16 protein-coding genes are annotated in these 25,518 nt (G+C 64.3%); 9 read left to right on the forward strand and 7 right to left on the reverse strand.

Going from position 1 to position 25,518, the window contains the following annotated elements; all coding sequences use genetic code 11:
• Window positions 1-142: 142 nt before the first annotated feature.
• From V6093_RS08895 to gnd, 5 genes are all read right to left on the reverse strand, one after another.
• Entirely contained in the window at window positions 143-763 is a 621-nt protein-coding gene (locus tag V6093_RS08895; protein WP_012051805.1) for a TetR/AcrR family transcriptional regulator, read from the reverse strand.
• Entirely contained in the window at window positions 763-1,119 is a 357-nt protein-coding gene (locus tag V6093_RS08900) for a VOC family protein (protein WP_003251273.1), read from the reverse strand. Before V6093_RS08900 ends, V6093_RS08895 begins: the two co-directional genes overlap by 1 nt.
• Before the next feature lie 66 nt (window positions 1,120-1,185).
• A complete protein-coding gene (locus V6093_RS08905; RefSeq protein WP_064614867.1) occupies window positions 1,186-2,982 on the reverse strand; it encodes a glycoside hydrolase family 15 protein in 1,797 nt (598 codons plus the stop codon).
• A 114-nt stretch (window positions 2,983-3,096) separates the two neighbouring features.
• Window positions 3,097-4,602 carry a glucose-6-phosphate dehydrogenase gene (gene zwf / locus V6093_RS08910; protein WP_012051802.1) on the reverse strand — a complete coding sequence of 502 codons (1,506 nt, stop codon included), beginning with the start codon at window positions 4,600-4,602 and terminating at the stop codon, window positions 3,097-3,099.
• Window positions 4,599-5,582 (reverse strand): phosphogluconate dehydrogenase (NAD(+)-dependent, decarboxylating), encoded by a 984-nt coding sequence (gene gnd / locus V6093_RS08915; protein ID WP_047604817.1) that lies wholly within the window; start codon window positions 5,580-5,582, stop codon window positions 4,599-4,601. The genes zwf and gnd overlap by 4 nt, the downstream gene beginning before the upstream one ends.
• 202 nt (window positions 5,583-5,784) lie before the next feature.
• Between gnd and V6093_RS08920 the strand changes: the two genes are divergently transcribed.
• The 9 genes from V6093_RS08920 (at window position 5,785) to V6093_RS08960 (ending at window position 19,635) form a co-directional block, all read left to right on the forward strand.
• A complete protein-coding gene (locus tag V6093_RS08920; RefSeq protein ID WP_003251280.1) occupies window positions 5,785-5,952 on the forward strand; it encodes a DUF6026 family protein in 168 nt (55 codons plus the stop codon).
• Window positions 5,953-6,601: 649 nt separating this feature from the next.
• A complete protein-coding gene (glgA, locus tag V6093_RS08925; RefSeq protein WP_012051800.1) occupies window positions 6,602-8,161 on the forward strand; it encodes a glycogen synthase GlgA in 1,560 nt (519 codons plus the stop codon).
• Window positions 8,162-8,175: 14 nt separating this feature from the next.
• On the forward strand, window positions 8,176-9,918 hold the full coding sequence (gene treZ / locus V6093_RS08930) for a malto-oligosyltrehalose trehalohydrolase (RefSeq protein ID WP_274083636.1): 1,743 nt from the start codon (window positions 8,176-8,178) through the stop codon (window positions 9,916-9,918).
• Entirely contained in the window at window positions 9,915-11,984 is a 2,070-nt protein-coding gene (malQ, locus tag V6093_RS08935) for a 4-alpha-glucanotransferase (protein WP_014860818.1), read from the forward strand. The genes treZ and malQ overlap by 4 nt, the downstream gene beginning before the upstream one ends.
• Window positions 11,981-14,755 carry a malto-oligosyltrehalose synthase gene (locus V6093_RS08940; protein ID WP_108078331.1) on the forward strand — a complete coding sequence of 925 codons (2,775 nt, stop codon included), beginning with the start codon at window positions 11,981-11,983 and terminating at the stop codon, window positions 14,753-14,755. Before malQ ends, V6093_RS08940 begins: the two co-directional genes overlap by 4 nt.
• Window positions 14,756-14,769: 14 nt before the next feature.
• Window positions 14,770-15,036 (forward strand): DUF2934 domain-containing protein, encoded by a 267-nt coding sequence (locus V6093_RS08945; protein ID WP_070096762.1) that lies wholly within the window; start codon window positions 14,770-14,772, stop codon window positions 15,034-15,036.
• Between the two features lie 136 nt (window positions 15,037-15,172).
• Complete coding sequence (glgX, locus tag V6093_RS08950) at window positions 15,173-17,326, forward strand: glycogen debranching protein GlgX (protein ID WP_088512498.1); 2,154 nt, start codon at window positions 15,173-15,175, stop codon at window positions 17,324-17,326.
• Window positions 17,327-17,447: 121 nt separating this feature from the next.
• Window positions 17,448-18,242: an endonuclease/exonuclease/phosphatase family protein gene (locus tag V6093_RS08955; protein WP_014860821.1), complete on the forward strand. Its 795-nt coding sequence runs from the start codon at window positions 17,448-17,450 to the stop codon at window positions 18,240-18,242.
• 316 nt (window positions 18,243-18,558) lie between these two features.
• The gene (locus V6093_RS08960) at window positions 18,559-19,635 is read left to right on the forward strand and encodes an autotransporter outer membrane beta-barrel domain-containing protein (protein WP_047604823.1); all 1,077 of its coding nucleotides are present in this window, start codon (window positions 18,559-18,561) and stop codon (window positions 19,633-19,635) included.
• A 214-nt stretch (window positions 19,636-19,849) separates the two neighbouring features.
• Here V6093_RS08960 and glgB read toward each other — a convergent pair whose 3' ends face one another.
• A complete protein-coding gene (glgB, locus tag V6093_RS08965; protein WP_047604824.1) occupies window positions 19,850-22,060 on the reverse strand; it encodes a 1,4-alpha-glucan branching protein GlgB in 2,211 nt (736 codons plus the stop codon).
• Window positions 22,057-25,377: a maltose alpha-D-glucosyltransferase gene (gene treS, locus V6093_RS08970; RefSeq protein ID WP_265978088.1), complete on the reverse strand. Its 3,321-nt coding sequence runs from the start codon at window positions 25,375-25,377 to the stop codon at window positions 22,057-22,059. The genes glgB and treS overlap by 4 nt, the downstream gene beginning before the upstream one ends.
• Window positions 25,378-25,518: the final 141 nt, after the last annotated feature.

The raw sequence follows: 25,518 nt of genomic DNA on the forward strand, positions 1-25,518 counted from the left end.
GGAGCGGCCTTGTGTCGCGATCGGGCCGCACAGCGGCCCCAGCAGTCTTTGCCGCGATGCAGACATCGAGGGGCCGCTTCGCGGCCCGATCGCGACACAAGGCCGCTCCCACAAAAAGACCACGTCCACCTGGAATGCCGGATCACGGCTCCAGCCCTATTCCCCGCAAGATCACGCTGGTCACCGTCTGCACCGCATTCTCGAAGGCCATGTCAGACAGCACCTCGCCGCCGTTGAGCAACTGCACCTGGTAACCAAAGTCAGCATAGTGCTGGGTAGACGCCCAGATCATGTACAGCAACGCCGAAGGCTCTACCGGCAGAATACGCCCCTCTTCCACCCAGCAGCGGATCTTGGCTTCTTTCATCTTCGCCCAGGGCACCAGGCTTTCGTCGAGGTTCACCCCCAGCACCGGCGCCCCGTGCAGCATCTCTTCGGCCCAGATTTTCGAGCCCAGCGGCCGCGAGCGCGAATGGCCCATCTTCGCCCGAATGTAGCTGGTCAGTACCACACGCGGGTCGTCGAAGTTCTCGAAGCACAGGGCGTCCTGCTTCCACACATCCAGCAGGTCCTGCAGCACCGCGCGGAACAGCTCGTCCTTGGTGCTGAAGTAATAATGCAGGTTGGAGCGTGGCAGCTCAGCCTGCTCGGCGATATCCCCCATGGAGGTGGCGCCGTAGCCCTTCTCGGCAAACACCTTTTCCGCCGCTTGCAGGATTTTTTCGATATTGCGTCGGCGGATTTCGATCTTGTGATTGGCCATCAGGCTTGCGCCGTCCACACCGCCAGCTCATAACCGTCCGGGTCGATGAAATGAAAGCGCCGCCCGCCGGGGAAGGCAAAGGTCGCCCGGCTGATTTTCGCCCCGGCAGCTTCGATCCGTTGCTGCGTGGCCTCCAGGTCGTCAGCGTACAGGATGACCAGCGGCCCGCCCGGGCGCACCGGCTCACCCGTGGTGAAGCCACCCGTCAACCGGCCATCGCTGAACTCGGTGTAGGTCGGCCCGTAGTCGGTGAACGCCCAGCCGAATACACTGCCATAGAAGGCCTTGCTCCGTGAGATGTCGCTGACATTGAACTCGATGTTGTCGATCTGCCGGTCAGTACCGCGAATGCCCATGTATGCTCCGTGCCGAAAGGGTTTGGCCTAGTCTACTCCGGTCAAGGCAGTCGCCCTACTCATTCGCTACCCACAACGCGCCCGGTCGCGCGCCGGGCACTGTGCGCGGTGCAGATTCAGCGCGGTGTTGATGATGCCTATCTGGCTGAAGGCCTGGGGGAAGTTGCCGAGCATGCGCTGGCCGGCCGGGTCGTACTGTTCGGCCAGCAGGCCGAGGTCGTTGCACAGGCCGGTCAGGTGTTGGTACAGCGCTTCGGCTTTGGCCTGGCGCCCCAGCAATACATAAACGTCAGCCAGCCAGAACGAACACACCAGGAAGGTGCCCTCTCCCGGCGTCAGGCCGTCGCTGCAGCTGTCACTGTCATAGCGCAGCAACAGGCCGTTCTTCATCAGACGCTGTTCGATCTGTTCCAGGGTGCGCATGAAGCGTGGGTCATCCGCCGGCAGGAAGCCGGTCAGGGCGATCTGCAACAGGCTGGCGTCCATTTCGGTCGAACCATAGGCCTGGACGAAGAACCGGCCGCTGGGGTCCAGGCCGTGCTCGCACACGTCGCGGTGAATTTCGTCCGCCACCTGGCGATAATGCTGCCCGCGCTCGCGGCCTTCTTCTGTGGTGTCGGCCAGCCCTGCGGCGCGGTCGAAGGCGACCCAGGCCATCACCTTGGAGTGCACGAACTGCTGCCGGCCGCCACGCACTTCCCAGATGCCCTCGTCCGGCTCGCGCCAGATGCGTTCGACATAAGGCAATATCAAGCGCGAAATGGCGGCGCTGCGCGGGTGACGGGGCAACCCGCCCCTGATCGCCTGAGTCATCGCATCGGCCAGTTCGCCATAGATGTCCAGTTGTGTCTGCGCCGAGGCGGCGTTGCCCACCCGCACCGGCTGCGAATGCTCATAACCGGCCAACCACGGCAAGGTGTACTCCTGCAGGTCACGCTCGCCAGCCAGGCCATACATGATCTGCATCTGCTCGGGGTTGCCGGCCACCGAGCGCAGCAGCCACTCACGCCAAGCCTGGGCCTCGTCGAAGTAACCAAGGTTCATGAAGGCCAGCAGGGTCATGGTCGCGTCGCGCAGCCAACAGAAGCGGTAGTCCCAATTGCGCTCGCCACCCACACGCTCAGGCAACGACGTGGTGACGGCAGCGACAATACCGCCGGTGGGGGCGTAGGTCATGGCCTTGAGGGTGAGCAGCGACCGACGCACCAGGGCGGTATATGGCCCTACCTGCGGGCAGCGGTCGGCGAAGGCCTGCCATTGCTCACAGGTGTTTGCCAGGGCGTGGTCGATGTTGCAGTCAGGCTGCACCGGCAAGTGCGAGGGCTGGTGACGCAGGCTGAAGACCTGGCGCTGGCCCGTGCTGACGCGAAAGCGGCAGCCGGTGTGGTGGTCGCGGGCTTGCGGGGGCACGGTGCTGCACAGGATCAACCGGTCAGGGCCGGCGACGGCACTGAGGGTCAGTGGGTCAAGCCGTTCCACCCAGGGCACGCTGCGGCCGTAGTCGAAGCGCATGACCAGGTCCATTTCGAAATGGGTTTCGCCAGCCAAGCCTTCGACGATGCGCACCACCGAATTGACTTCGCCCAGGGGCATGAAGTCGAGCACCCGGGCACGACCGCTGGCGGTGACCCAGGTGGTTTCCAGCACCAGGGTGTCGCCCAGGTATTGGCGGCTGCTGTGCGTTACCGGGTCGCAAGGGGCCAGGCGCCAGCGGCCATTTTCTTCGTTGCCCAGCAGGGCCGCGAACACGGCGGGGGCGTCGAAGCGTGGCAGGCACAGCCAGTCCAGCGCGCCATCGCGACTGACCAGCGCCGCACTGCGGCAGTTGCCCAGCAGGGCGTAGTCTTCGATGTGGGCAGGCATTGAGTCTCCTTTGTGTGGTTGCCTGTGCTGCCCGCTTCGCAGGTGCCTGAGGGAATGGAATGCCCTGTAGGCGCGGGCTTGCCCGCGAAAGGGCCGGCACAGGCTTGAAACCTCTCACCCCAACCGGTGCCACTCCCGCTTGTCGCGGGTCAGCAATTCATTGCCGGCCTCAGGCCCATCTTCGCCAGCCGAGTACTCATGCACTTCGCCGCCCTGGGCCCAGGCATCGAGAAACGGCTGCACCGCTCGCCAGCCGTTTTCGATGTTGTCAGCCCGCTGGAACAGGGTCTGGTCACCGGTCAGACAGTCATAGATCAGCGTCTCGTAGCCAGTGGCCGGGGTCATCTTGAAGAAGTCCTTGTAGGCAAAACCCAACTCGACATTCTCCATCACCAGCTCTGGCCCGGGCCGTTTGGCTTGCAGGTCGAACCACATGCCTTCATTGGGCTGGATCTGGATTTTCAGGTAGTTGGGCTTGGGCCGTTCCAGCTCCGACTCGCGAAACTGCGCATACGGTGCGGGCTTGAAGCAGATGGCAATCTCGGTGTCACGCACGCTCATGCGCTTGCCGGTGCGCAGGTAGAACGGCACGCCGGCCCAGCGCCAGTTGTCGATCATCACCTTCAGCGCCACGTAGGTCTCGGTCTGGCTATCCGGCGCGACGTTGGCCTCCTGCCGGTAGCCTGGCAACGGCTTGCGCCCCTGCTTGCCGGCGCTGTACTGGCCTCGTACGGAATTCTTCAGGGCCATTTTTGCCGACCATGGGCGAATAGCGCCGACCACCTTGGCCTTTTCACCGCGCACCGCATCGGCGCCGAACGCGGCCGGCGGCTCCATGGCCACCATCGCCAGCAACTGGAACAGGTGGTTGGGCACCATGTCGCGCAGGGCGCCGGTGCTGTCATAGAACGCACCACGGGTCTCGACACCGACGGTTTCCGCTGCGGTGATCTGCACGTGGTCGATGTAGTGATTGTTCCAGAACGATTCGAACAGGCCGTTGGAAAAGCGGCTGACCAGAATATTCTGCACCGTCTCTTTGCCCAGGTAATGGTCGATGCGGTAGATCTGCCGCTCGCCCATCACCTTCAGCAGGCAGGCGTTGAGCGCCTCGGCACTGGCCAGGTCGGTGCCGAACGGTTTTTCAACCACCACCCGGCGAAAGCCGCCGGCAGACTCGTCCAGCAGGCCGGCCTGCCCAAGACGCTGCGCCACCTCGGGGAAGAAGCGCGGCGACGTGGCAAGGTAGAAGATGGCATTGCCGTGGCGGGTCTTGTCGATGCGCCTGGCCAGGGCCTGGTAGGTGGCCGGATCGAGAAAGTCGCCCGTCTGGTAATCCAGGCGCTTGGCCAGGCGGGCCCATAGCTTCTCGTCCAGGCACTTGGCGCTGCCCTCGCTTCCTTTGTCACGCTCGACCATGAACGCGTGCAGGCGCGCGGCGAAGTCCTCGGCGCTGGCCGGGTTATGGTCAACGCCGACGATGCGCAGGTTACGGTCCAGCAAACCGTCGCGGCTGAGGTTGTACAGCGCGGGCATCAGCAGGCGCTTGACCAGGTCGCCATTGGCGCCGAACAGGAACAGGGTACAAGGGGGGGCGGCCGCAAGGGTCTGTTTAGTCATTCGCCTTTCTTCTCGACGTGGCCACCGAAGCCCAGGCGCATGGCCGAGAGGATCTTGTCACCGTAGGTGCCCTGTTGCTGGCGCGAGCGGAAGCGCGCGAACAGTGCGCTGGACAACACCGGCACCGGCACCGCCTGCTCGACGGCGGCGTCGATGGTCCAGCGGCCTTCGCCACTGTCGGACACCGAGCCACTGAATTGCGACAGCTGAGGGTCGGCCACCAGCGCATCGGCGGTAAGGTCGAGCAGCCACGAGGTCACCACGCTGCCGCGTCGCCACACTTCGGCAATTTCGGCCACGTTCAGGTCGAAGCGCTGGTCTTCGGGCAGCTCGTTGCCGCCCTTGCTGCGCAGCAGGTCGAAGCCTTCGGCATAGGCCTGCATCAGGCCGTACTCGATGCCGTTATGCACCATTTTCACGTAGTGCCCGGCGCCGGGTGGGCCAGCGTGGATGTAGCCGTGCTCGGCACGCTGGTGCTCGCCGCTGCGGCCATGGGTACGCGGGATGTCGCCCACGCCCGGCGCCAGCGCCTTGAACAGCGGTTCCAGGCGCTCGAACACGTCCTTTTCGCCACCGATCATCATGCAGTAGCCGCGGTCCAGGCCCCACACGCCGCCGGAAGTCCCGACGTCCAGATAATGCAGGCCGCGCTTGGCCAGTTCTGCGGCGCGGCGCATGTCGTCCTTGTAGAAGGTGTTGCCGCCGTCGATGATCGCATCGCCCGGCTCCAGCATTTCGGCCAGTTGGGCGATGGTCTGCTCGGTGGCGTCACCAGCCGGCAGCATCACCCATACCGCGCGCGGCGCTTTCAGCTTTTGTACCAGTGCACCGAGGTCATGCGCGCCCTGGGCGCCTTCGCCCTCCAGGCCGATGATGGCTTCACGGTTGCGGTCGTGCACCACGGTGCGGTGACCGGCGCGCATCAGGCGCCTTGCGATATTGCCGCCCATACGGCCCAGCCCGATGATTCCCAGTTGCATGAGCCAATGCTCCCTTTTCGAAATGGATGACGACAGTCCAGCTTTTCAGATTAGTCCAGCATGCCGCCCGAGGGTTCAGCGACGAACGGCAAGACCACAATAAACAAAAAAGTTCCCAAGCCCGGTGAAAGAATTCAGAATGCGCCCCGCGTGAAGCGTCTACGCTTTGACTTGTCACCAGCCAAAACCGCGAGGTGTGCTCATGGGTACATTGATGCCTGCAACCCCACCCCAGACCCTCTATGTCTCCGTGCGCCGTGATGAGCTGCGTAAACTTAAAGACGAACGTGACCAGCTGCGTCAGCAGGTCGCCCAGTTGAACCTGCTGTTGGCGCAACAGCGCGCTGGCGATAAAGCGGTCAGCCTCTGATCGATTCCTTTTTCGCCTGTGGGGGCTGCATGGCTCCCACCCGATCCTGAATCCAGTCGCCGTCTTTGAACCCTATCGGGCAACCGAAGCGGCTTTGTGCCCAAAAAGGGCCAGCACTGAAAGCAGAATCCTGCGCCCATACCCACCTCTTCGCAGCCTAAAGCCACGCTTACGCCTACGCACCCAAAAGGTGCATTGCGCGTAACGAGCCACAATTTGGCGCAGCTCGAAACCCCTCTGCCCCACACTCGCCCACCCCTTTTCGCAACCCGTCACAAACGCCAACGTTTGCGTCTATTGCGCACATAACAATAGTGACCAGTGGGTCACCTTTTTAGCACTTTCTCTCCTACACTCAGTTTTCGGCCCGCCATTTGCTCAATGGAAGAGTGACCCCAAAAAAGTCGAACTTTCAGGAAACCCGGCAGGTCATGAACATAAGTAGGCCAGACGCATCGGGCTATTCCCGATCCTCGGCCCACACACCCCAACCAGTCCAAGCGCCTTCGGCCGGAATGCTGATCGCGTAGTGCCTGCGCGCACGACCCTGGGGCATGGAACGCACTAAGCAGATTCAAACTAGAGAGAACCAGCACGAAACATCGCCACGGGTGCCAGCACCCGACCAAGCATAGGGACGGAGAGAAGTATGATCAGTGCCGCTGTCGAGCCTCACGTAGACGCTTTCAAACCGGATAACCGCGAGCCGCTCACCCCGGACTTCGCCACGACAGGCAAGGCACCCGGCGCCCAGCGCCAGCAAAACCCGAACATGCGCAAGATTCTGTTCGTGACCTCGGAAATCGCTGATCTGGTGAAAACCGGCGGCCTGGGTGACGTGTCCGCTGCCCTGCCCCGTGCCCTGGCGCACCTGCACGATGTGCGGGTACTTATCCCCGGCTACCGCCAGGTGATGGAAAGCGACAACCCTATACATATCGTGGGTGAACTGGGTGGTCACGCGGCCCTGCCGCCCTGCAAGATCGGGCGCATGGACATGGCCGACGGCCTGGTCATCTATGTGTTGATCTGCCCCGAACTGTACCAGCGCGACGGCACACCCTATGGTGCCAACAATGGCCGCGACTGGCCCGACAACCACATCCGCTTCGCCCGCCTGGGCCTGGCTGCCGCCGAAATCGCTGCCGGCGAAGGCAAGATCCACTGGACGCCGGAAGTGGTGCACGCGCATGACTGGCCGGCCGGCCTGGCCCCGGCCTACATGCACTGGCGCGGCCTGAATACGCCCACGCTGTTCACCATCCACAACCTGGCGTACCAAGGGGTGTACAGCCGCGGCTGCAGCCCGGAGCTGGCGATACCCGAACATGCCATGCAGCAAGAAGGCATGGAGTTCTACGGCAAGCTGTCGTTCCTCAAGGCCGGCCTGGCCTACTCCAGCCACATCACCACAGTGAGCGCCACCTACGCCCGGGAAATCACCACCCCGGAATTCGGCTGCGGCCTGGACGGTTTCCTCGCCAGCAAGGCCCAGCAAGGCCTGCTCGGTGGCATCCCCAACGGCATCGACGAAAGCTGGGACTCGGCTACCGACAAGCACCTGCAACACAACTTCAGCATCAATGACTGGGAGGGCAAAGCGCGTAACACCCAGGAGGTGCGCGAGCTGTTCGGCCTGGACGATTCCGAAGGCCCACTATTCGCCGTGGTGTCCCGCCTGGTCTATCAAAAGGGCCTGGACCTGACCCTGGGCGTGGCCGACTACATCGTCGAGCAAGGCGGGCAGATCGCGATCATCGGCCGCGGCGAGCCGGAAGAAGAACAGGCCATGCGCGAGCTGGCGCTGCGTCACCCGGGCCGCATCGGTGTGCGTATCGGCTTCAATGAAACCGATGCCCGGCGCATGTTCGCCGGCAGCGATTTCCTGCTGATGCCGTCTCGGTATGAGCCGTGCGGCCTTAGCCAGATGTACGCGCAACGCTTCGGCTCGCTGCCGGTAGCACGCAATACCGGTGGCCTGGCCGACACTATCGAGTGCGGCGTGACGGGCTTCCTGTTCAACGAGTCCACCGTCGAGAGCTACCGCGAGGCACTCAGCCGCGCCTTCTATGTTTACGGCAAGAAGGACCTGCTGAACGCCATGCGCTGCCTGTCGATGACCCAGCCGTTCAACTGGTGCCAGGCGGTTGAACCCTATGCCCGCCTGTACGAGGACCTGGTCAAGCAGACACAACTGAGCCACTACTGAGCGGGGGTCAGAAGATGCACAGACATGGCGCACACTTGCTGGACGCCACGTCGGCGCGCTTCGCCCTCTGGGCGCCGGATGCGCGCAGCGTGAGCGTGGAACTGGAGCGGCAGCCGGCCATCGAACTGCTGCCGGATGATGAGGGTTGGTACAGCGGCGTGGTGCCATGCAAGGCCGGTGACCGTTACCACTACCGTATCGACGGTGAGCTGCAGGTGGCCGACCCGGCCTCGCGCTACCAGCCCGACGGCGTACAGGGGCCAAGCCAGGTAGTGGATGTGGCCGGTTATGCCTGGCAGCACCCGTGGCAGGGCCGGCCTTGGCATGAGGCCGTGATCCAGGAGGTGCATGTTGGCCTGCTCGGGGGTTACGCCGGGGTTGCCCGGCAACTTCCGCGCCTGGCCGAACTGGGCATCAGCGCGATCGAATTGATGCCGCTGGGGCAGTTCCCCGGCGAACGCAACTGGGGCTACGACGGCGTACTCCCTTACGCCCCACAGAACACCTACGGCAGCCCCGAGCAGCTGTGCGCACTGGTGGACCAGGCCCACGGCCACGGGCTGATGGTGCTGGTCGATGTGGTGTACAACCACTTCGGACCTGACGGCAATTACCTGCACCAGTACGCCAGCCCCTTCTTCCGTGAAGACCGGCAGACACCCTGGGGTGCGGCCATCGACTTTCGCCGCTCGCAGGTGCGCGAGTACTTTATCCAGAATGCCCTGATGTGGCTGTGCGACTACCGCTGCGACGGCCTGCGCCTGGATGCCGTGCATGCCATCGACCAGCCCGATTTCCTGATCGAACTGGCCCAACGGGTACGCGCCGCCGTAGAACCGGGCCGGCACGTGTGGCTGGTGCTGGAGAACGAGCACAACCAGGCGGGCCTGCTGGAACGGGGTTACGACGCCCAGTGGAACGACGACGGCCACAATGCCCTGCACGTGCTGCTGACTGGTGAAACCGAAGGTTACTACGCCGACTACCAGCATCGCCCCATCGACCAACTGGCCCGGTGCCTTGGCGAAGGTTTCGTGTTCCAGGGCCAGGCCAACCGGCATGGCAAACCACGCGGCGAACCCAGCGGGCATTTGCCGCCCAGCGCCTTCGTGTTGTTCCTGCAGAACCACGACCAGGTCGGCAACCGCGCGCTGGGTGAGCGCCTGACCCGGCTGTGCCCCGCGCCAGCCTTGCGTGCAGCCACCGGCCTGTTGCTGCTGACACCCATGATTCCGCTGCTGTTCATGGGCGACGAAGCCGGCAGCTGCCAGCCGTTCCTATTTTTTACCGACTTCCATGACGCGCTGGCCGACGCGGTACGCGAAGGCCGTCGTGGCGAGTTCGCCCACTTCACCGCGTTCGCCGACCCCAAGCAGCGTGAGCACATTCCCGACCCCAACGCCGAACAGACCTTCGCCTCTTCACGCCCGCAGAACAAGGCGGTGATCGCCGGCTGGCACGGCCTTTACCAGCAACTGCTCGACCTGCGCCGCCGCCACATCATCCCGCACTTGCCCGGTAGCCGTGCGCTGGGCGCCGAGGTGCACGCTGACAAAGCGCTGACCGCGCGCTGGCGGCTGGGCAATGGCAACACACTGCGCATCGACCTGAACCTGGCCGACACCCCGCAGGCGGTCGAACTGCCCGCGCCATCCACACGGCTGTTCGACAGCAGCGACACCCGCCACCCGGATACCCACCTGGCTGCCTACAGCTGTGTGGTCAGCCTGCTTCCCCCTGCCCAGGAGCACCCATGAGCGAAACCGCCCTGCACCGTCTGGCATCCAGCGTCGGGCTGAGCCGCGACTGGATCGACGCCAATGCCAGGCCCCAGCGTGTCAGCGACGACGTGCTGCGCAACGTCCTCGAAGGCCTTGGCCACCCGGCCGGCGATGAAGCGGCCGTTGCCGCCAGCCTGCGTGCGGTGGAAACCGCCGAAGACAGCGAACACCTGCCGCCCTTGCTGACCGCCGACCTAGGCCAGCCGCTAGCGCTGTCGCGCTACTTCAGTGCCGCCAGCGTGGCCCACTGCACCCTGGAAGATCACACCTCGGTCACCCTCAGCCTCGATGACCAGGCGCGCCTGCCCGGCGAGCTGCCCATCGGCTATCACCAGGTGGAAATCGACAGCCGCCGCTTCACCGTGGCGGTGGCGCCAACACGCTGCCACAGCCTGGAAGACAAGGTGCAACAGCCGCCACCACGCTACTGGGGCCTGGCAGTGCAGCTGTACAGCCTGCGCCGCCCCGGCGATGGTGGCTTCGGCGACTGCCTGGCGCTGGAGCAGTTGGCCCGCTCGGCCGCCGAGCGCGGCGCCGATGCCTTGGCTATCAGCCCGATTCACGCCCTGTCGGCCATCGACCAGGAACACTACAGCCCCTACTCACCTTCCAGTCGCCTGCTGCTCAACACCCTGTACACCAGCCCCGCAGCCCTGCTGGGTGAACGGGAGGTGCGCATGGCCATCGAAGCCTGCGGGCTGGAGCAACAACTCGAAGAGCTGGAGCAGCGCCCTCTGGTCGACTGGCCACGCGCCGCCAGCGCTCGGCTGCGCTTGCTTGAAGCGCTTTACCAAGGCTTCAGCCAAGGCGACCACCCGCTACGCACTGATTTTGACAGCTTCCGCGAAGCCGGCGGCCAGACCCTGGAGCACCACTGCCGCTTCGAGGTGCTGCAGGCCCAGGCGGTGGAGCACGGCCTCGGTGCCGACTGGCGCAACTGGCCCAAAGCCTGGCATGACCCCTACCACCCGGAAGTGGAGGCTTTAGCCAATGCCTACCCGGCCAAGGTCGAGTTCCACGCCTTCTGCCAGTGGCTGACCGAACGTGGCCTGCAACGTGCCCACGAAGCGGCCCGCAGCAACGGCATGGCCGTGGGCCTGATCGCCGACCTGGCGGTGGGCGCCGACGGTGCCGGCAGCCAGGCCTGGAGCCGCCAGGACGAACTGCTGGCCGGCCTGAGCGTGGGTGCGCCGCCCGACATCCTCAACCACGTCGGGCAAGACTGGGGCATTTGCGCCTTCTCGCCCGAGGGCCTCAAGCGTAATGGCTATCGCGCCTTCATCGAGATGCTGCGGGCCAACCTCGCCCACGCTGGCGGCCTGCGCATCGACCATGTGATGGGCCTGCGCCGGCTATGGCTGATCCCGCAGGGGGCCAAACCCAGCGAAGGCGCCTACCTCGATTACCCGCTAGACGACCTGTTGCGCCTGCTGGCGCTGGAGTCGGTGCGTCACCAGGCGATCATCCTCGGCGAAGACCTGGGCACCGTGCCCGACAGCCTGCGCGAAAAGCTGGCCGAGAAAGCGGTGCTGGGCATGCGCGTGCTGCCGTTCGAGCAGACCCAGCCGGGCCAGTTCAAGCCCATTCTCGACTGGCCGGACAATGCCCTGGCCACAACCGGTACCCACGACCTGGCGCCACTGGCCGGCTGGCTGGCAAACCGCGACATCGACTGGAGACACCGCTTGCAACTGATTGATGCTGCTGCCGAATTGCACTGGCGACACGAGCGTCAGAAAGAACGCGACGGCCTGCGCCGCATCCTGGAGGCCAACTACGGCGAACTGAAGGACAACGACGCGCTGATCGATGCGGCCATCCGCTTCGTTGGCCATACCCGTGCGCCGCTGGTGCTGGTACCGCTGGAAGACCTGCTGGGCTGCGACGAGCAACCCAACCTGCCGGGCACCACCAATGGCCATCCCAACTGGCGGCGGCGCTTTGCCCTTCCAGTACGCGAACTGCTCGACGATGAGGACGCCGCACGGCGCCTGGAGCTGCTGGCCCAGGCCCGCGAACAGGCGTGGGAGCGTGACCGATGAAGCCACTGACCGCGACCCTGCGCCTGCAATTTCACAGCGACTTCACCCTCGATCACGCCGTACCGCTGGTGCCGTATTTCGCCCAGCTGGGCATCAGCCACCTGTATGCCTCGCCCATCCTCAAGGCCCGCGCTGGCTCGCGCCATGGCTACGACGTGGTCGATCCTACCTGCGTCAACCCGGAGCTGGGCGGCGAGGCCGCGCTGGAGCGCCTGGTTGCCGCCCTGCGCCAGCATGGCATGGGGCTGATCCTCGACACGGTGTCCAACCACATGGCCGTGGGCGGTGCCGACAACCCCTGGTGGCAAAGCCTGCTGGCCTGGGGACGGCGCAGCCCGTATGCAGCGTTCTTCGACATCCAGTGGCACTCCAGCGACCCACTGCTGGCCGGGCAACTGCTGTTGCCGTTCCTCGGCAGCGACTATGGCGTGGCGCTCAGGAATGGCGAGATACCGTTGCAGTTCGACAAACAGCAGGGGCTGCTGCAGGTGGCCCATTACGCGCATCGTTTTCCGATCTGCCCGGTCGATTACGGCTGGATTCTCGCGCTCAGCCCAGAGCCTGCGCTCAAGGTGTTGGCCGAGCGCTTCACGGCATTGGGCGACTCGGCCACCCCGCTGGCCGATAGCCTGCCGCTACAAGCCGAACTGGCACGCCTGGTGCGCGAAGGTGCCGACCTCGAATCGGCCCTGGTGGCCTTCGACAGCCGCAGCGAGGCCGGTTTCAAGCGCCTGCACCTGCTGCTGGAGCGCCAGACCTACCGCCTGGCCAGCTGGCGTACCGCTGCCGACGACATCAACTGGCGGCGCTTCTTCGACATCAACGAGCTGGGCGGCCTGCGCGTGGAGCGCGCCGTGGTGTTCGAAGCCACCCATGCCAAGCTGTTCGAACTCATCGAGCGCGGCCTGGTGGACGGCCTGCGCATCGACCATATCGACGGCCTTGCCGACCCGCGTGGCTACTGCCGCAAACTGCGCCGGCGGGTTGATGGCCTGCTGGCGCGGCGGCCGCTGAATGCAGGGCTGGAGCACTTCCCCCTGTACGTGGAAAAGATCCTGGGTGCCGACGAGCACCTGCACCGCGACTGGCTTACCGACGGCACCACCGGCTACGAGTTCATGAACCAGATGTCGCTGCTGCAACATGATCCGGCCGGCGAAGCGCCGCTGAGCGAACTGTGGAGCAACGTCAGCGAGCGCCCGGACTTCCCTGAAGAAGTGCGCCAGGCCCGTCACCTGGTGCTCAACGCGAGCCTGGCCGGTGACTGCGAGTCGGTGGCCCAGGCACTGTTGCAGGTGGCGCGCAACGACCTGATGACCCGTGACCTGACCCTGGGCGCGATTCGCCGGGCCTTGCAGGCGTTGGTGGCGCATTACCCGGTTTACCGAACCTACTTCAATGCCTGCGGGCGCCCGGCGCAGGACGAAACGTTCTTCCAGCAGGCCTTGACCAACGCCCGGCAAGACCTTGCCGAAGCCGACTGGCCGCTACTGGACCAACTTGAACGGTGGCTGGGCGGGCAAGCCTGGCGGCATCTGCCACCGGGGCGCGCCCGCAAGCAACTGCGCCACGCCTGCGTGCGCTTCCAGCAACTGACTGCGCCCAGCGCCGCCAAAGCCGTGGAAGACACCGCCTTCTACCGCAGCGCGCGGCTGCTGTCGCGTAACGACGTGGGTTTCGAGGCCGAGCGCTTCAGCGCCCCACCCATGCATTTCCACAATGAGGCCCAGCGGCGCCTGCGCGATTTCCCCGACAACCTGCTGGCCACCGCCACCCACGACCACAAGCGCGGCGAAGACACGCGTGCACGCCTGGCTGTACTCAGCGAGCGCGGCACGTGGCTGGCCAGCCGGGTAGAGCACTGGCGTGAGCTGGCCGCCCCCCTGCGCGCGCAGTTGGACGACGGGCTGGCACCCAGCCCCGGCGACGAGTTGATGCTGCTACAGACCCTGCTCGGCAGTTGGCCCTTGGACCTCGACCTGAACGACGACAATGCCCTGCGTCAATACGCCGAACGTGTTCGCCAGTGGCAGCAGAAGGCCCTGCGCGAGGCCAAGCTACGCAGTAGCTGGAGCGCGCCGAACGAAGCCTACGAAGGCGCCTGCGCTCATTACCTCGACGGCCTGCTGCTGGACAGCGAGAACCAGCAACTGCGCAAGTCGCTGGCCGACGCGGCGCAGCTGCTGGCCTGCCCCGGCGCACTCAACGGCTTGGTCCAGGCCCTGTTGCGCATGACCACACCCGGTGTGCCCGACCTGTACCAGGGTAACGAATACTGGGACTTCAGCCTGGTCGACCCGGACAACCGCCGCGCCGTGGACTACGCTTCGAGGCGTCGCACGCTGGACGACGCCACGCCAGCAGCCGAGCTGCTGGCGCACTGGCGCGACGGCCGCGTCAAACAGGCCTTGATCGCCCGCGTGCTGGACTGCCGCCAGGCCCATGCCGAGCTGTTCCGCCGCGGTGCCTACCTGCCACTGACCGTACAGGGCCGGCACGCTGACAAGGTCATTGCCTTTGCTCGCCTGGGGGAAGGCGAGCACGCCATCGTCGTCGCCCCGCGCCTGGCCAGCAGCCTGCTCGGAGGTGCCGCAACACCGTTGATCCCGGCGCAGAACTGGGACGACACCCGGCTGGTATTGCCGTTTGCCTTGTCACCTGCCAACTCGACGGGACTTTTCGCCTGTGCGGCGGTCAGCTCTTCAAAGGAGTTGCTGTTGAGCGCCGTGCTGGCGGAGTTTCCGGTCAACGTGTTGATACAACAATCTTGAGCATCAGGAGCGTCATGATGAGTGTCGATGAAAAGCGTATTCGCGAATTTGCCTACCAGATCTGGGAATCCGAAGGTAAGCCCGTAGGGGAAGAAGAGCGCCACTGGGAAATGGCCCGCAAGCTGGCCGAGGCCGAAGCACTGGCGCCCAAGGCAGCCCCGCGCAAGAAAGCAGCGGCCAAGCCGAAGGCGCCTGCAGAACCCAAGGCGTCTGCCCTGCCGGGGGTTAAACCCGCTGCAGCGAAAAAGCCCCGGGCGGTGAAAAAGCCTACTGCCGGTTAAGCCTGTCCGGGCCTCTTCGCGGGTAAACCCGCTCCTACAGGTTCATCACAGGCGCATGTAGGAGCGGATTTACCCGCGAAGAGGCCAATGCAGGACAGCACCATTCCCCTTCCATCACGGCCACTCGAGGATCGTCATGAGCCCCCGCACCCCAAAGAAAACCCGCTCGGTCGCACCATCGCGCATCCGCGAAGGCATGCCCTTCCCCCTCGGCGCCACCTGGGATGGCCTTGGGGTCAACTTCGCCCTCTTCTCGGCCAACGCCACCAAGGTCGAGCTGTGCCTGTTCGACTCCACCGGCGAGCAGGAAATCGAGCGCATAGAGCTGCCCGAATACACCGATGAGATCTACCATGGCTACCTCCCCGACGCTCACCCCGGCCTGGTCTATGGCTACCGGGTGTACGGCCCCTACGAGCCGGAAAACGGCCACCGCTTCAACCCCAACAAACTGCTGATCGACCCGTATGCCAAGCAACTGGTCGGCAGCCTGAAATGGTCCGAGGCACTGTTCGGCTACACCATCGGCCACCCCGACGGTGACCTGTCGTTCGACGAGCGCGACAGCGCGCCTTTCGTGCCCAAATGCAAGGTCATCGACCCGGCGTTCACCTGGGGCCGCGACCAGCGCGTGCAGATCCCATGGGAGCGCACGATCATTTATGAAGCGCATGCCCGCGGCATCAGCATGCGCCACCCGGCTGTGCCTGAAGAACTGCGCGGCACCTTCGCCGGCCTGGCCAACGACGAGTTGCTCAAACACATCAAGGACCTTGGCGTGTCGAGCATCGAGCTGCTGCCGATTCACGCCTTCGTCAACGACCAGCACCTGCTGGACAAGGGCCTAAACAACTACTGGGGCTACAACAGCATCGCCTTTTTCGCCCCGCACCCGCGCTACCTGGCCAGCGGCAAGATCGCCGAGTTCAAGGAGATGGTCGCGCACCTGCACGACGCCGGGCTGGAGGTGATCCTGGACGTGGTCTACAACCACACCGCAGAAGGCAACGAGCGCGGCCCGACCCTGTCGATGCGCGGCATCGACAATGCCTCGTACTACCGCCTGATGCCGGACGACAAGCGCTACTACATCAACGACTCGGGCACCGGCAACACCCTGGACCTGAGCCACCCCTGCGTGCTGCAGTTGGTCACCGATTCGCTTCGCTACTGGGCCGGGGAAATGCACGTGGACGGTTTTCGCTTCGACCTGGCGACCATCCTTGGCCGTTACCACGATGGCTACAGCGAGCGTCATGGCTTCCTGGTCGCCTGCCGTCAGGACCCGATGCTGAGCCAGGTCAAGCTGATTGCCGAACCGTGGGACTGCGGCCCCGGCGGCTACCAGGTGGGCAACTTCGCCCCGGGCTGGGCGGAATGGAACGACCGCTTCCGCGATACCGCACGCGCCTTCTGGAAAGGCGACGAAGGCCAGTTGGCCGATTTTGCCGCCCGCTTGACCGCCTCGGGCGACATGTTCAACAACCGTGGGCGCCGGCCCTATTCCTCGGTCAACTTCATCACCGCCCACGACGGTTTCACCCTGCGCGACCTGGTGTCTTACAACCACAAGCACAACGAAGACAACGACGAAAACAACCAGGACGGCACGGACAACAACCTGTCGTGGAACTGCGGCGTCGAAGGGCCGACCGACGACCCGGGGATCAATGCCCTGCGCATGCGCCAGATGCGCAACTACTTCGCCACCCTGCTGCTGGCCCAGGGCACGCCAATGATCGTTGCCGGCGACGAGTTCAGCCGCACCCAGCACGGCAACAACAATGCCTACTGCCAGGACAGCGAGATCGGCTGGGTGAACTGGGACCTGGACGAGGAAGGCCAGGAGCTGCTGGCCTTCGTCAAGCGCCTGACGCGTCTGCGCCTGGCCTACCCGGTGCTGCGCCGCTCACGCTTCCTGGTGGGTGACTACAATGAGGCAATTGGGGTCAAGGACGTGACCTGGCTGGCACCCGATGGCAACGAGATGAGTGTTGAGCAATGGGAAGACCCACACGGGCGTTGCCTGGGCATGCTGATAGATGGCCGAGCACAGGTCAGCGGTATCGCCCGGCCAGGTGCCGAGGCCACCGTGCTGCTGATCGTCAATGCCCACCATGACGTGGTGCCATTCAAGCTGCCGGCTGTGCCCGAAGGCGATTACTGGAGCTGCCTGGTCGATACCGACCGGCCGGAGTTGCGCAAGGGGCAGCACCTGCAGTTCGACAGTACCTTCGAGGTGAAGGGCCGGTCGATGCTGCTGATGGTGTTGCAGCGCGACGAGGAGTGAACCGTGATAACCCAGGCAGGTCTTACGTTTTGATCGCTACGCCATACCTGTGGGAGCGGGTTTGCCCGCTGCCACAGGTTTTAGCGGCGACAGTAAGGCAGGGTCAACTTCAGGAGGATTTGTGAGCCTCGAAGCCGGCAGTAATGGTTTCGCCAGCGTCAGCCAGGCCCCAGCCGTGAAACGCCTGCGGGTACTGACGGTGAACACCCACAAGGGCTTCACCGCCTTCAACCGGCGCTTTATCTTGCCAGAGCTGCGCGAGGCCGTGCGCAGCACCCAGGCCGACATTGTCTTCCTTCAGGAAGTGCTCGGCAGCCACGACCGCCACGCCGCGCGCTACCCCGGCTGGCCACAGACCTCGCAGTACGAATTCCTCGCCGACAGCATGTGGAGCGACTTTGCCTACGGCCGCAATGCGGTCTACCCTGACGGCCACCACGGCAATGCGCTGCTGTCCAAATACCCGATCGTCGAGCACCGCAACCTGGACGTGTCGATCACCGGCCCCGAACGCCGCGGCCTGTTGCACTGCGTGCTGGAGGTGCCGGGGCAAGGCCAGGTGCATGCGGTCTGCGTGCACCTGTCGCTGCTGGAAAGCCACCGGCAAAAGCAGCTGCAGTTGCTGCGTAAACTGCTGGACGCCCTGCCGGCCAACGCCCCGGTGATCATCGCCGGCGACTTCAACGACTGGAAAAGCCATGGCAACCGCACCCTTGGCCTGCAACGCGACCTGCACGAAGCCTTCGAGCGCCACCACGGCCACCTTGCTCGCACCTACCCGGCCCGCCTGCCCCTGCTGCGCCTGGACCGCATCTACCTGCGTAATGCCGAAAGCCATGGGCCGCGGATTCTGGGGCACAAACCTTGGTCACACCTGTCAGATCACCTGCCGCTGGCCGTTGAAGTGCGACTTTAGCAATCATTCTTCATAGCCACGGCACGGCAAATAGCGATCCCCGCTATACCCTGCTGTTTTTACCTATAAAACAACAGGTTGAGCGTTACGACGCACCTTGAACACTTCCTTCACGCTTTCTTGACGCAAGCGGCGACCTCTCCTTAGCTGAACAGTACCAAGCTGTAAAAAACTTGCGCCGGGCCTCTAGCTCGCGCCTTCTTGCGCGCTTGCGATAACTGGCGTGCTGGTTTGGGTCGCCCACTGTTTTTGCCGTACAGCTCGTGACAACAGGCCAGGTTCTCCGGCTGCACCACAAAAACAAAGGAGATCCGCCATGAAAAGCACCTCGAACCCCTTGCGCTTCGACAGCATTTTCTACGCGGTTTCCACGTCGCTGCTTCTGGCAACCCCAGTGGAAACGATCGCGTACGAACTGCAGGGTGACCCCACCTCCCCCGGCTTTCTGCAGCAACCCGTGGCGGCGCAACTCTCGCTCGACCCGCTCAGTGCCAGTGGGTTGAGCCTCGGCACCCTCAATGCGTTTTCGCAGCAGATGAGCGAACGCCACCAGCAGCCGGCACCGGACCTGATTGCCAGTCAGTGGGCGCAGTTCTTCCCCACCCGTGCGCGCGGCCGCGCGCTGCCCCCGGCACAGCTGGAGGCGCCCAGCCAGCAACTGATGATCGGCCCGGACCTGTTCGTGCGTGAAACTGCTGCGGGCGATGTGCACCGCGCAGGGATTTTCGTGGGGCACAACAACCTGCAAAGCAGCTTCAAAGGCGCGCGCCCTCTGCTGGGCGACAAGCAGCGCAAAGCAGTGAACTTGAGCGGGGAAAGCCTGGGGGTGTACTGGAGCATGACCCATGAACAGGGTTGGCACCTGGATGCCGTGGCCATGGGCTCGCGGATCGACGTGATGGGCCGTGGCGAAAACGGCCAGCGCCTGGACGACAGTGGCCATGCAATGACCTTCTCGGTAGAGGGCGGTTACCCGATCCGCCTGGGTGGCAACTGGGTCATCGAACCCCAGGCACAGTTGATCAACCAGCAGTTCTTCCCTGGCAACCAGGTGCAGGAGGAGACCTTGCAAGCCTTCGACAGCCAGCCGAGCTGGAGCGGCCGGGTCGGTGCCAAGTTGTCCGGGCGCTACGAAGTGCGCGGCATGCCCATCGAACCCTATGTGCGGACCAACGTGTGGTATGACTTCAGCAATGCCGATGAGGTGAAGCTGGACCAGGTCGACAAGATCTCCAGTTCGCGCTACTCCACCACGGTGGAGTTAGGCTTGGGGCTGGTGGCGCGGGTGACGCCTTCGGTGGCGTTGTTCGTCAGCGCCGATTACAGCAGCGATGTGGATGACAATGACCTGAACGGGCTGATTGGCAGCCTTGGGGTGCGGATGCGGTGGTAGGCAGGGCCGGCCCCTTCGCGGGTAAACCCGCTCCTACACACTGATCGGGGCCACACGCATCGGTGGCTCGGCACAGGCCGTTGTAGGAGCGGGTTCACCCGCGAAAGGGCCGGGCCTGCCGGCCAATTTCCAAAGGCCATTCACGGTTGCCGCCGCTACCGGATTCGCGGATAAACCCGCTCCTACAGGCGAAAAGGCCAGTGCGGTCAACCGGTCAGGCGGGCTTCATGATCAACACCCCCAGCGGCGGCAGGTTCAGGGCCAGCGATAATGGCTGCCCGTGGCTGGCCACTGCCTCACTGGCCACCGCCCCCAGATTACCCACGTTCGACCCGGCATACAGCTCGGCATCGCTGTTCAGCAGCTCCTGCCAACGCTCGCCGAACGGCACGCCAATGCGGTAACCCTCACGGGGTACCGGGGTGAAGTTGGCCACCACCAGCACCGGCTCGCCGCTGCTGCTCCAGCGCAGCCAGGCGTACACGCTGTTTTGCGCGTCGTCACCGATCAGCCACTGGAAGCCCTGCGGCTGGCAATCCTGCTCGTGCAGCGCCGGCACTTCGCGGTACAGGCGGTTGAGGTCGCCCACCAGGCGCTGCACGCCCTGGTGCTCGGGATACTGCAGCAGGTACCAGTCCAGTTCGCTGTCGTGGTTCCACTCACGCCACTGGCCGAACTCGCAGCCCATGAACAGCAGCTTCTTGCCCGGGTGTGCCCACATGAAGGTGAGGTAGGCGCGCAGGTTGGCGAACTTCTGCCAGCGGTCGCCGGGCATCTTGTCGATCAGCGAATGCTTGCCGTGCACCACCTCATCATGGGAAATGGGCAGGATGAAGTGCTCGGAATAGGCATAGATCAGCCCGAAACTCATCTCGTTGTGGTGGTAGGTGCGGTGCACCGGGTCGTTCTGGATGTAGTGCAGGGTGTCGTGCATCCAGCCCATGTTCCACTTGTAGGCAAAACCCAGGCCGCCCTGTTGGGTAGGCTGGCTGACCCCAGGCCAGGCGGTGGACTCTTCGGCGATGATCAGCGCACCCGGGGCCTCGTGGGCAGCGACGCCGTTAAGGTGGCGGATGAAGTCGATGGCTTCCAGGTTCTCGCGCCCGCCGTGCCGGTTGGGTACCCATTCGCCAGCCTTGCGCGAGTAGTCGCGGTACAGCATCGAGGCCACCGCATCGACGCGCAGGCCGTCGATGTGGAAATGCTTCAACCAGTGCAGCGCCGAAGCCATCATGAAGCCGCGCACTTCATTGCGCCCGAGGTTGTAGATCAGCGTGTTCCAGTCCTGGTGGTAGCCCTCCAGGGGGTTATCGTATTCGTACAGCGCAGTGCCATCGAAGCGCGCCAGGCCATGTTCGTCGGTGGGAAAATGCGCCGGCACCCAGTCCAGCAGCACACCAATGCCTCCCTGGTGGCAGGCATCGATGAACGCGGCGAAATCCTCGGCACTGCCATAGCGCGAGGTGGGCGCGAACATCGACAGTGGTTGATAGCCCCAGGAGCCGCCGAACGGGTGTTCCATGATCGGCAGCAGTTCGATGTGGGTAAAGCCAAGTTCCTGCACATAGGGCACCAGCCGTTCGGCGAGTTCGCGCCAGTTGTAGAAACGCCCGACTTCGCCCGCTTCGTCCAGCTCGCAGCGCCATGACCCTGGGTGCAGCTCGTAGATCGACAACGGCGCGTTGTAGGCATGGCGCTGGGCGCGTTGCGCCATCCAGTCATGATCCTGCCAGGCGTGGCTGAGTTCACCGGCTACCTTGGACGCCGTGCTCGGCGGCAGCTCGGTGGCACGGGCCAGCGGATCGGCCTTCAGCGGCAGTATGCCGTCCTTGCCGAGTACTTCGAACTTGTAGGTTTCGCCCACGCCCAGACGCGGAATGAACAGTTCCCACACCCCGGCACCGTGGCGCAGGCGCATGGGGTGGCGGCGACCATCCCAGTTGTTGAAATCACCTACCACCGACACCCGCCGGGCATTCGGCGCCCAGACCGAGAAACACACGCCGTCGATGCCATCGACCTGAGTCGGCTGGGCACCGAAGCGCCCGGACAAATCGCGGTGATTGCCTTCCGCGAACAAGTGAAGGTCCATGTCTCCCAATTGCGGGCCGAAGCTGTAGGGGTCTTCGGTAACCTGCTCGCCGCCGGCCCAGACGATGTGAAGCTGGTAGGGCTGTGCCTCATCGAGGTGCGCGCTGAACAACCCAGGCAGGCTGCCCTGCTCCATTTCGGCAAGGACCCGCCCGTCATCCCGGGCCTGAACGCGCACTTTCAGGGCATTGGGCAGAAAGGCGCGGACCACCTGCCCGCCTGCGCCGTCGCCGTGGGGGCCGAGTACCGCAAAAGGATCGGCGTGTTCGGCGCGGGCCAGGGCGTCGAGGTCCCGTTGCCGAAGGCCACCGTTTTCACGCGTTGTAACGTTCATTCTGACTCTCCCCAGGTACTGATCAGTCCATGCAGACCATGCAAAGGCACGGCCAGCCAGCTCGGACGGTTTTCGGCTTCGTATGTAATCTCGTAGGCGGCTTTTTCCAGGCAGAACAATTCCAGCGCCGCGCGCTCACCCTCGGCGTGCTGCCAGGCGTGAGGCATGGCGGCGGTGGCCAGCCCATAGGCTTCGACAAAGGCATGCCGGGACTGGTGCAGGTACTGCCGGGCAACCCGCTGCCGGGCTTGCCGCGCCGGCTCGGAAAGGTCCACCGCAGACGCGCTGCGCAAGATCATCGCAGCAGCATAGTCGAAGGAACGCAGCACGCCGCTGACATCCTTGTAGGGGCTGTGTTTTGCCCGGCGCTCTTCAAGGGGCCGGGCGGGTTCACCTTCAAAATCGATGAGGTAGGCATCACCCTGCACCACGAGCACCTGGCCCAGGTGCAGGTCGCCGTGCACACGCATCAGCAGGCCACCCTGAGCCTGCTTGCTCAGGGTGTCGATGTGCTGGGCCAAACCGTCACGCTGTTGCTGCAGGTCGTCGACCAAGGACTGGCTGTCGCTGTCCAGCGTGTCGCGATGCTGGGCCAGCAGGTCGAGGGCGTGGGTCAGTTCGGTGCTGATCTGTGCACGCCAGCGCTCGCTGTCCCGCGCATTGCTGGGGCGCGGCTGGAAGGCCGGGTCTTCGGTAGGGGCGGCCAGCAGCAGGTGCATCTCGCCCAGACGCTGGCCAAGCAAGGCCGCAAAGCCGCTGAGTTCGGCCAACGCGTCAGTGTGCGCTTCGGCGTCGTTGCGGGTGGGCTCCATCTGGTCGCGGATGGCCCGTTCCAGCGTGTTCTGGGTCCAACCCCAGGCATCGCCCTGGTTGCTCAAGTAACCCTGGGCAATCATCAGCAGGTGCGGCGCGTGTTGCTCGTCCACCCGGCTGACCCAGGCCAGCAGCGGCGAGATATTGGCAAAGCCGGCGGCGGTCAGGTAGGCACTCATTTCCAGCTCTGGATGGATGCCCGGGTTGACCCGGCGGATCAACTTGAGCACCACGCGGTCGCCGATGACCACCGAACTGTTGGACTGCTCGGCACTGAGGTAGCGCACTTCGCTCTCCTCGTCGAGCGCCAGGCCGGCCAGCTGCTCTGTGCATTCAAAGCGCAATTCACCCTCACTGTCGCCACACGGCAGACGCAGGCCATCCTGGCAGGCTTGCATCACAGCGTGAATGAACGGCTCAAGGACGAAGGCGTCTGTGATCAAGCCAACCTGGTGGGTACGGCGCACCCGCGACAACGCCAGCTGCTGCGGCAGCGCGGTATGGATCTGTTCCTCACGCAGCAGGCCGAAAGGCAGCTGGTAGCGGGTAGCCGTGCCGTCGCTGAGTACTTCGATTTCGCTGAGCAGCACCGGCGTGGTGGCGGTGCCGAAACGTACGCCGTAACACAGGCGCACGGCATCAATCGGCCCTTCCTTGCCGGCGAACCAGCGGCGCTTGGGCAGGTACTGCGGCAGGATGGTGCTTTGCAGCGTATCGCTTGCGGGGGCTTGCAGCAGTTCTTCCATGCGCTTGCGCAGTACCAATGTGGTCAATTCGGGTAACCCCTCGGTGGCCTGGATGTGCCAGCTGGGCATGCGATCGCGGCTGGCCAGCAGGAACCAGTAGAAGGCATAAGGTGGCAAGGTCAGCAGAAACGGCAGTTGGCCGATTGGCGGGAACGCGCTGCCGCCCAGCATCTCCACCGGTACTTTGTCGGCGAATTGTGACAATTCGAGTTCGGCAGCCTGGGCGGCACGGGACACGTTGGCCACGCAGAGGATGACCTCGGTATTGCCGTCGGCGTCGGTGTACTCGCGGATATAGGCAAGGATGCGCCGGTTGCTGGGCGTGAGGGTACGCAGGCTGCCGCGGCCAAAGGCCTTCTGCTGCTTGCGCACCGCCAGCATGCGCCGGGTCCAGTTCAGCAGCGAATGCGGGTCGTGGCTTTGCGCCTCGACGTTGACCGTCTGGTAACCGTAGAGCGGGTCCATGATCGGCGGCAGCACCAGGCGTTGCGGGTCGGCGCGGGAAAAACCGCCGTTGCGGTCTGGCGACCACTGCATGGGTGTGCGAACGCCATCGCGGTCACCCAGATAGATATTGTCGCCCATACCCAGTTCGTCGCCGTAATACAGGGTTGGCGTGCCGGGCATCGACAACAGCAGGCTGGTCAGCAGCTCTATGCGCCGACGGTCACGCTGCAGCAGGGGCGCCAGGCGCCGGCGAATGCCCAGGTTGATGCGCGCGCGGCGGTCTTCGGCGTAGTAGTTCCACAGATAGTCGCGCTCGCGGTCGGTGACCATTTCCAGGGTCAGTTCATCATGGTTGCGCAAAAAGATCGCCCACTGGCAGTTGGCCGGGATTTCCGGGGTCTGGCGCAGGATATCGGTGATCGGGAAGCGGTCTTCCATGGCCAGGGCCATGTACATGCGCGGCATCAACGGAAAGTGGAAAGCCATATGGCATTCGTCGCCGTCGCCTTCACCGAAGTACGGGCGCGTGTCTTCCGGCCACTGGTTGGCTTCGGCCAGCAGCATGCGATCGGGGTAGTTGGCGTCGATCTCGGCGCGGATCGCCTTGAGCACGTCGTGGGTTTCGGCGAGGTTTTCGTTGTTGGTGCCGTCGCGCTCGATCAGGTAAGGGATCGCGTCCAGCCGCAGGCCATCTACACCCAGGTCGAGCCAGAAGCGCATGACGCCGATCACCGCCTTGAGCACCTGCGGGTTGTCGAAATTGAGGTCCGGCTGGTGGGAATAGAACCGGTGCCAGAAGTACTGGCCGGCGACCGGGTCCCAGGTCCAGTTGGACTTTTCGGTGTCGAGGAAGATGATGCGCGTGCCGTCGTACTTCTGGTCGTCGTCCGACCACACGTAAAACTCGCGCGCCTTGCTGCCGCGCTTGGCGTGGCGGGCGCGCTGGAACCACGGGTGCTGGTCGCTGGTGTGGTTGATGACCAGCTCGGTGATCACCCGCAGGCCGCGCTTGTGGGCCTCGGCGATGAAACGGCGGGCGTCGGCCATGCTGCCGTAGTCCGGGTGCACGGCCTTGTATTCGGCGATGTCGTAGCCGTCGTCACGGCGTGGCGAGGGATAGAACGGCAGCAGCCACAGGGTGTTGACGCCCAGCTCGGCGATATAGTCGAGCTTGCTGATCAGGCCGGCGAAATCACCGATGCCATCGTTGTTCGAGTCGAAGAATGACTTGATGTGCAGCTGATAGATGACAGCGTCCTTGTACCAAAGCGGGTCGTCGATGAAGGCTGCCGGGCGGGAACGCTTGGCCATGTGCGACTCCTTTCAATTGCATGTTTGCCCCTTCTTGCACCATCGCTGTGGGAGCGGGCGTGCCCGCGAATCAGCCACCGCGGTGCTTGGCACCGGCTCTGCCGGTGTTCGCGGGCGTGCCCGCTCCCACAGGGGAAAAGG

It is taken from the genome of Pseudomonas putida group bacterium ESBL64 (assembly GCF_045277175.1).
Taxonomy (GTDB): Bacteria; Pseudomonadota; Gammaproteobacteria; order Pseudomonadales; family Pseudomonadaceae; genus Aquipseudomonas; species Aquipseudomonas alloputida.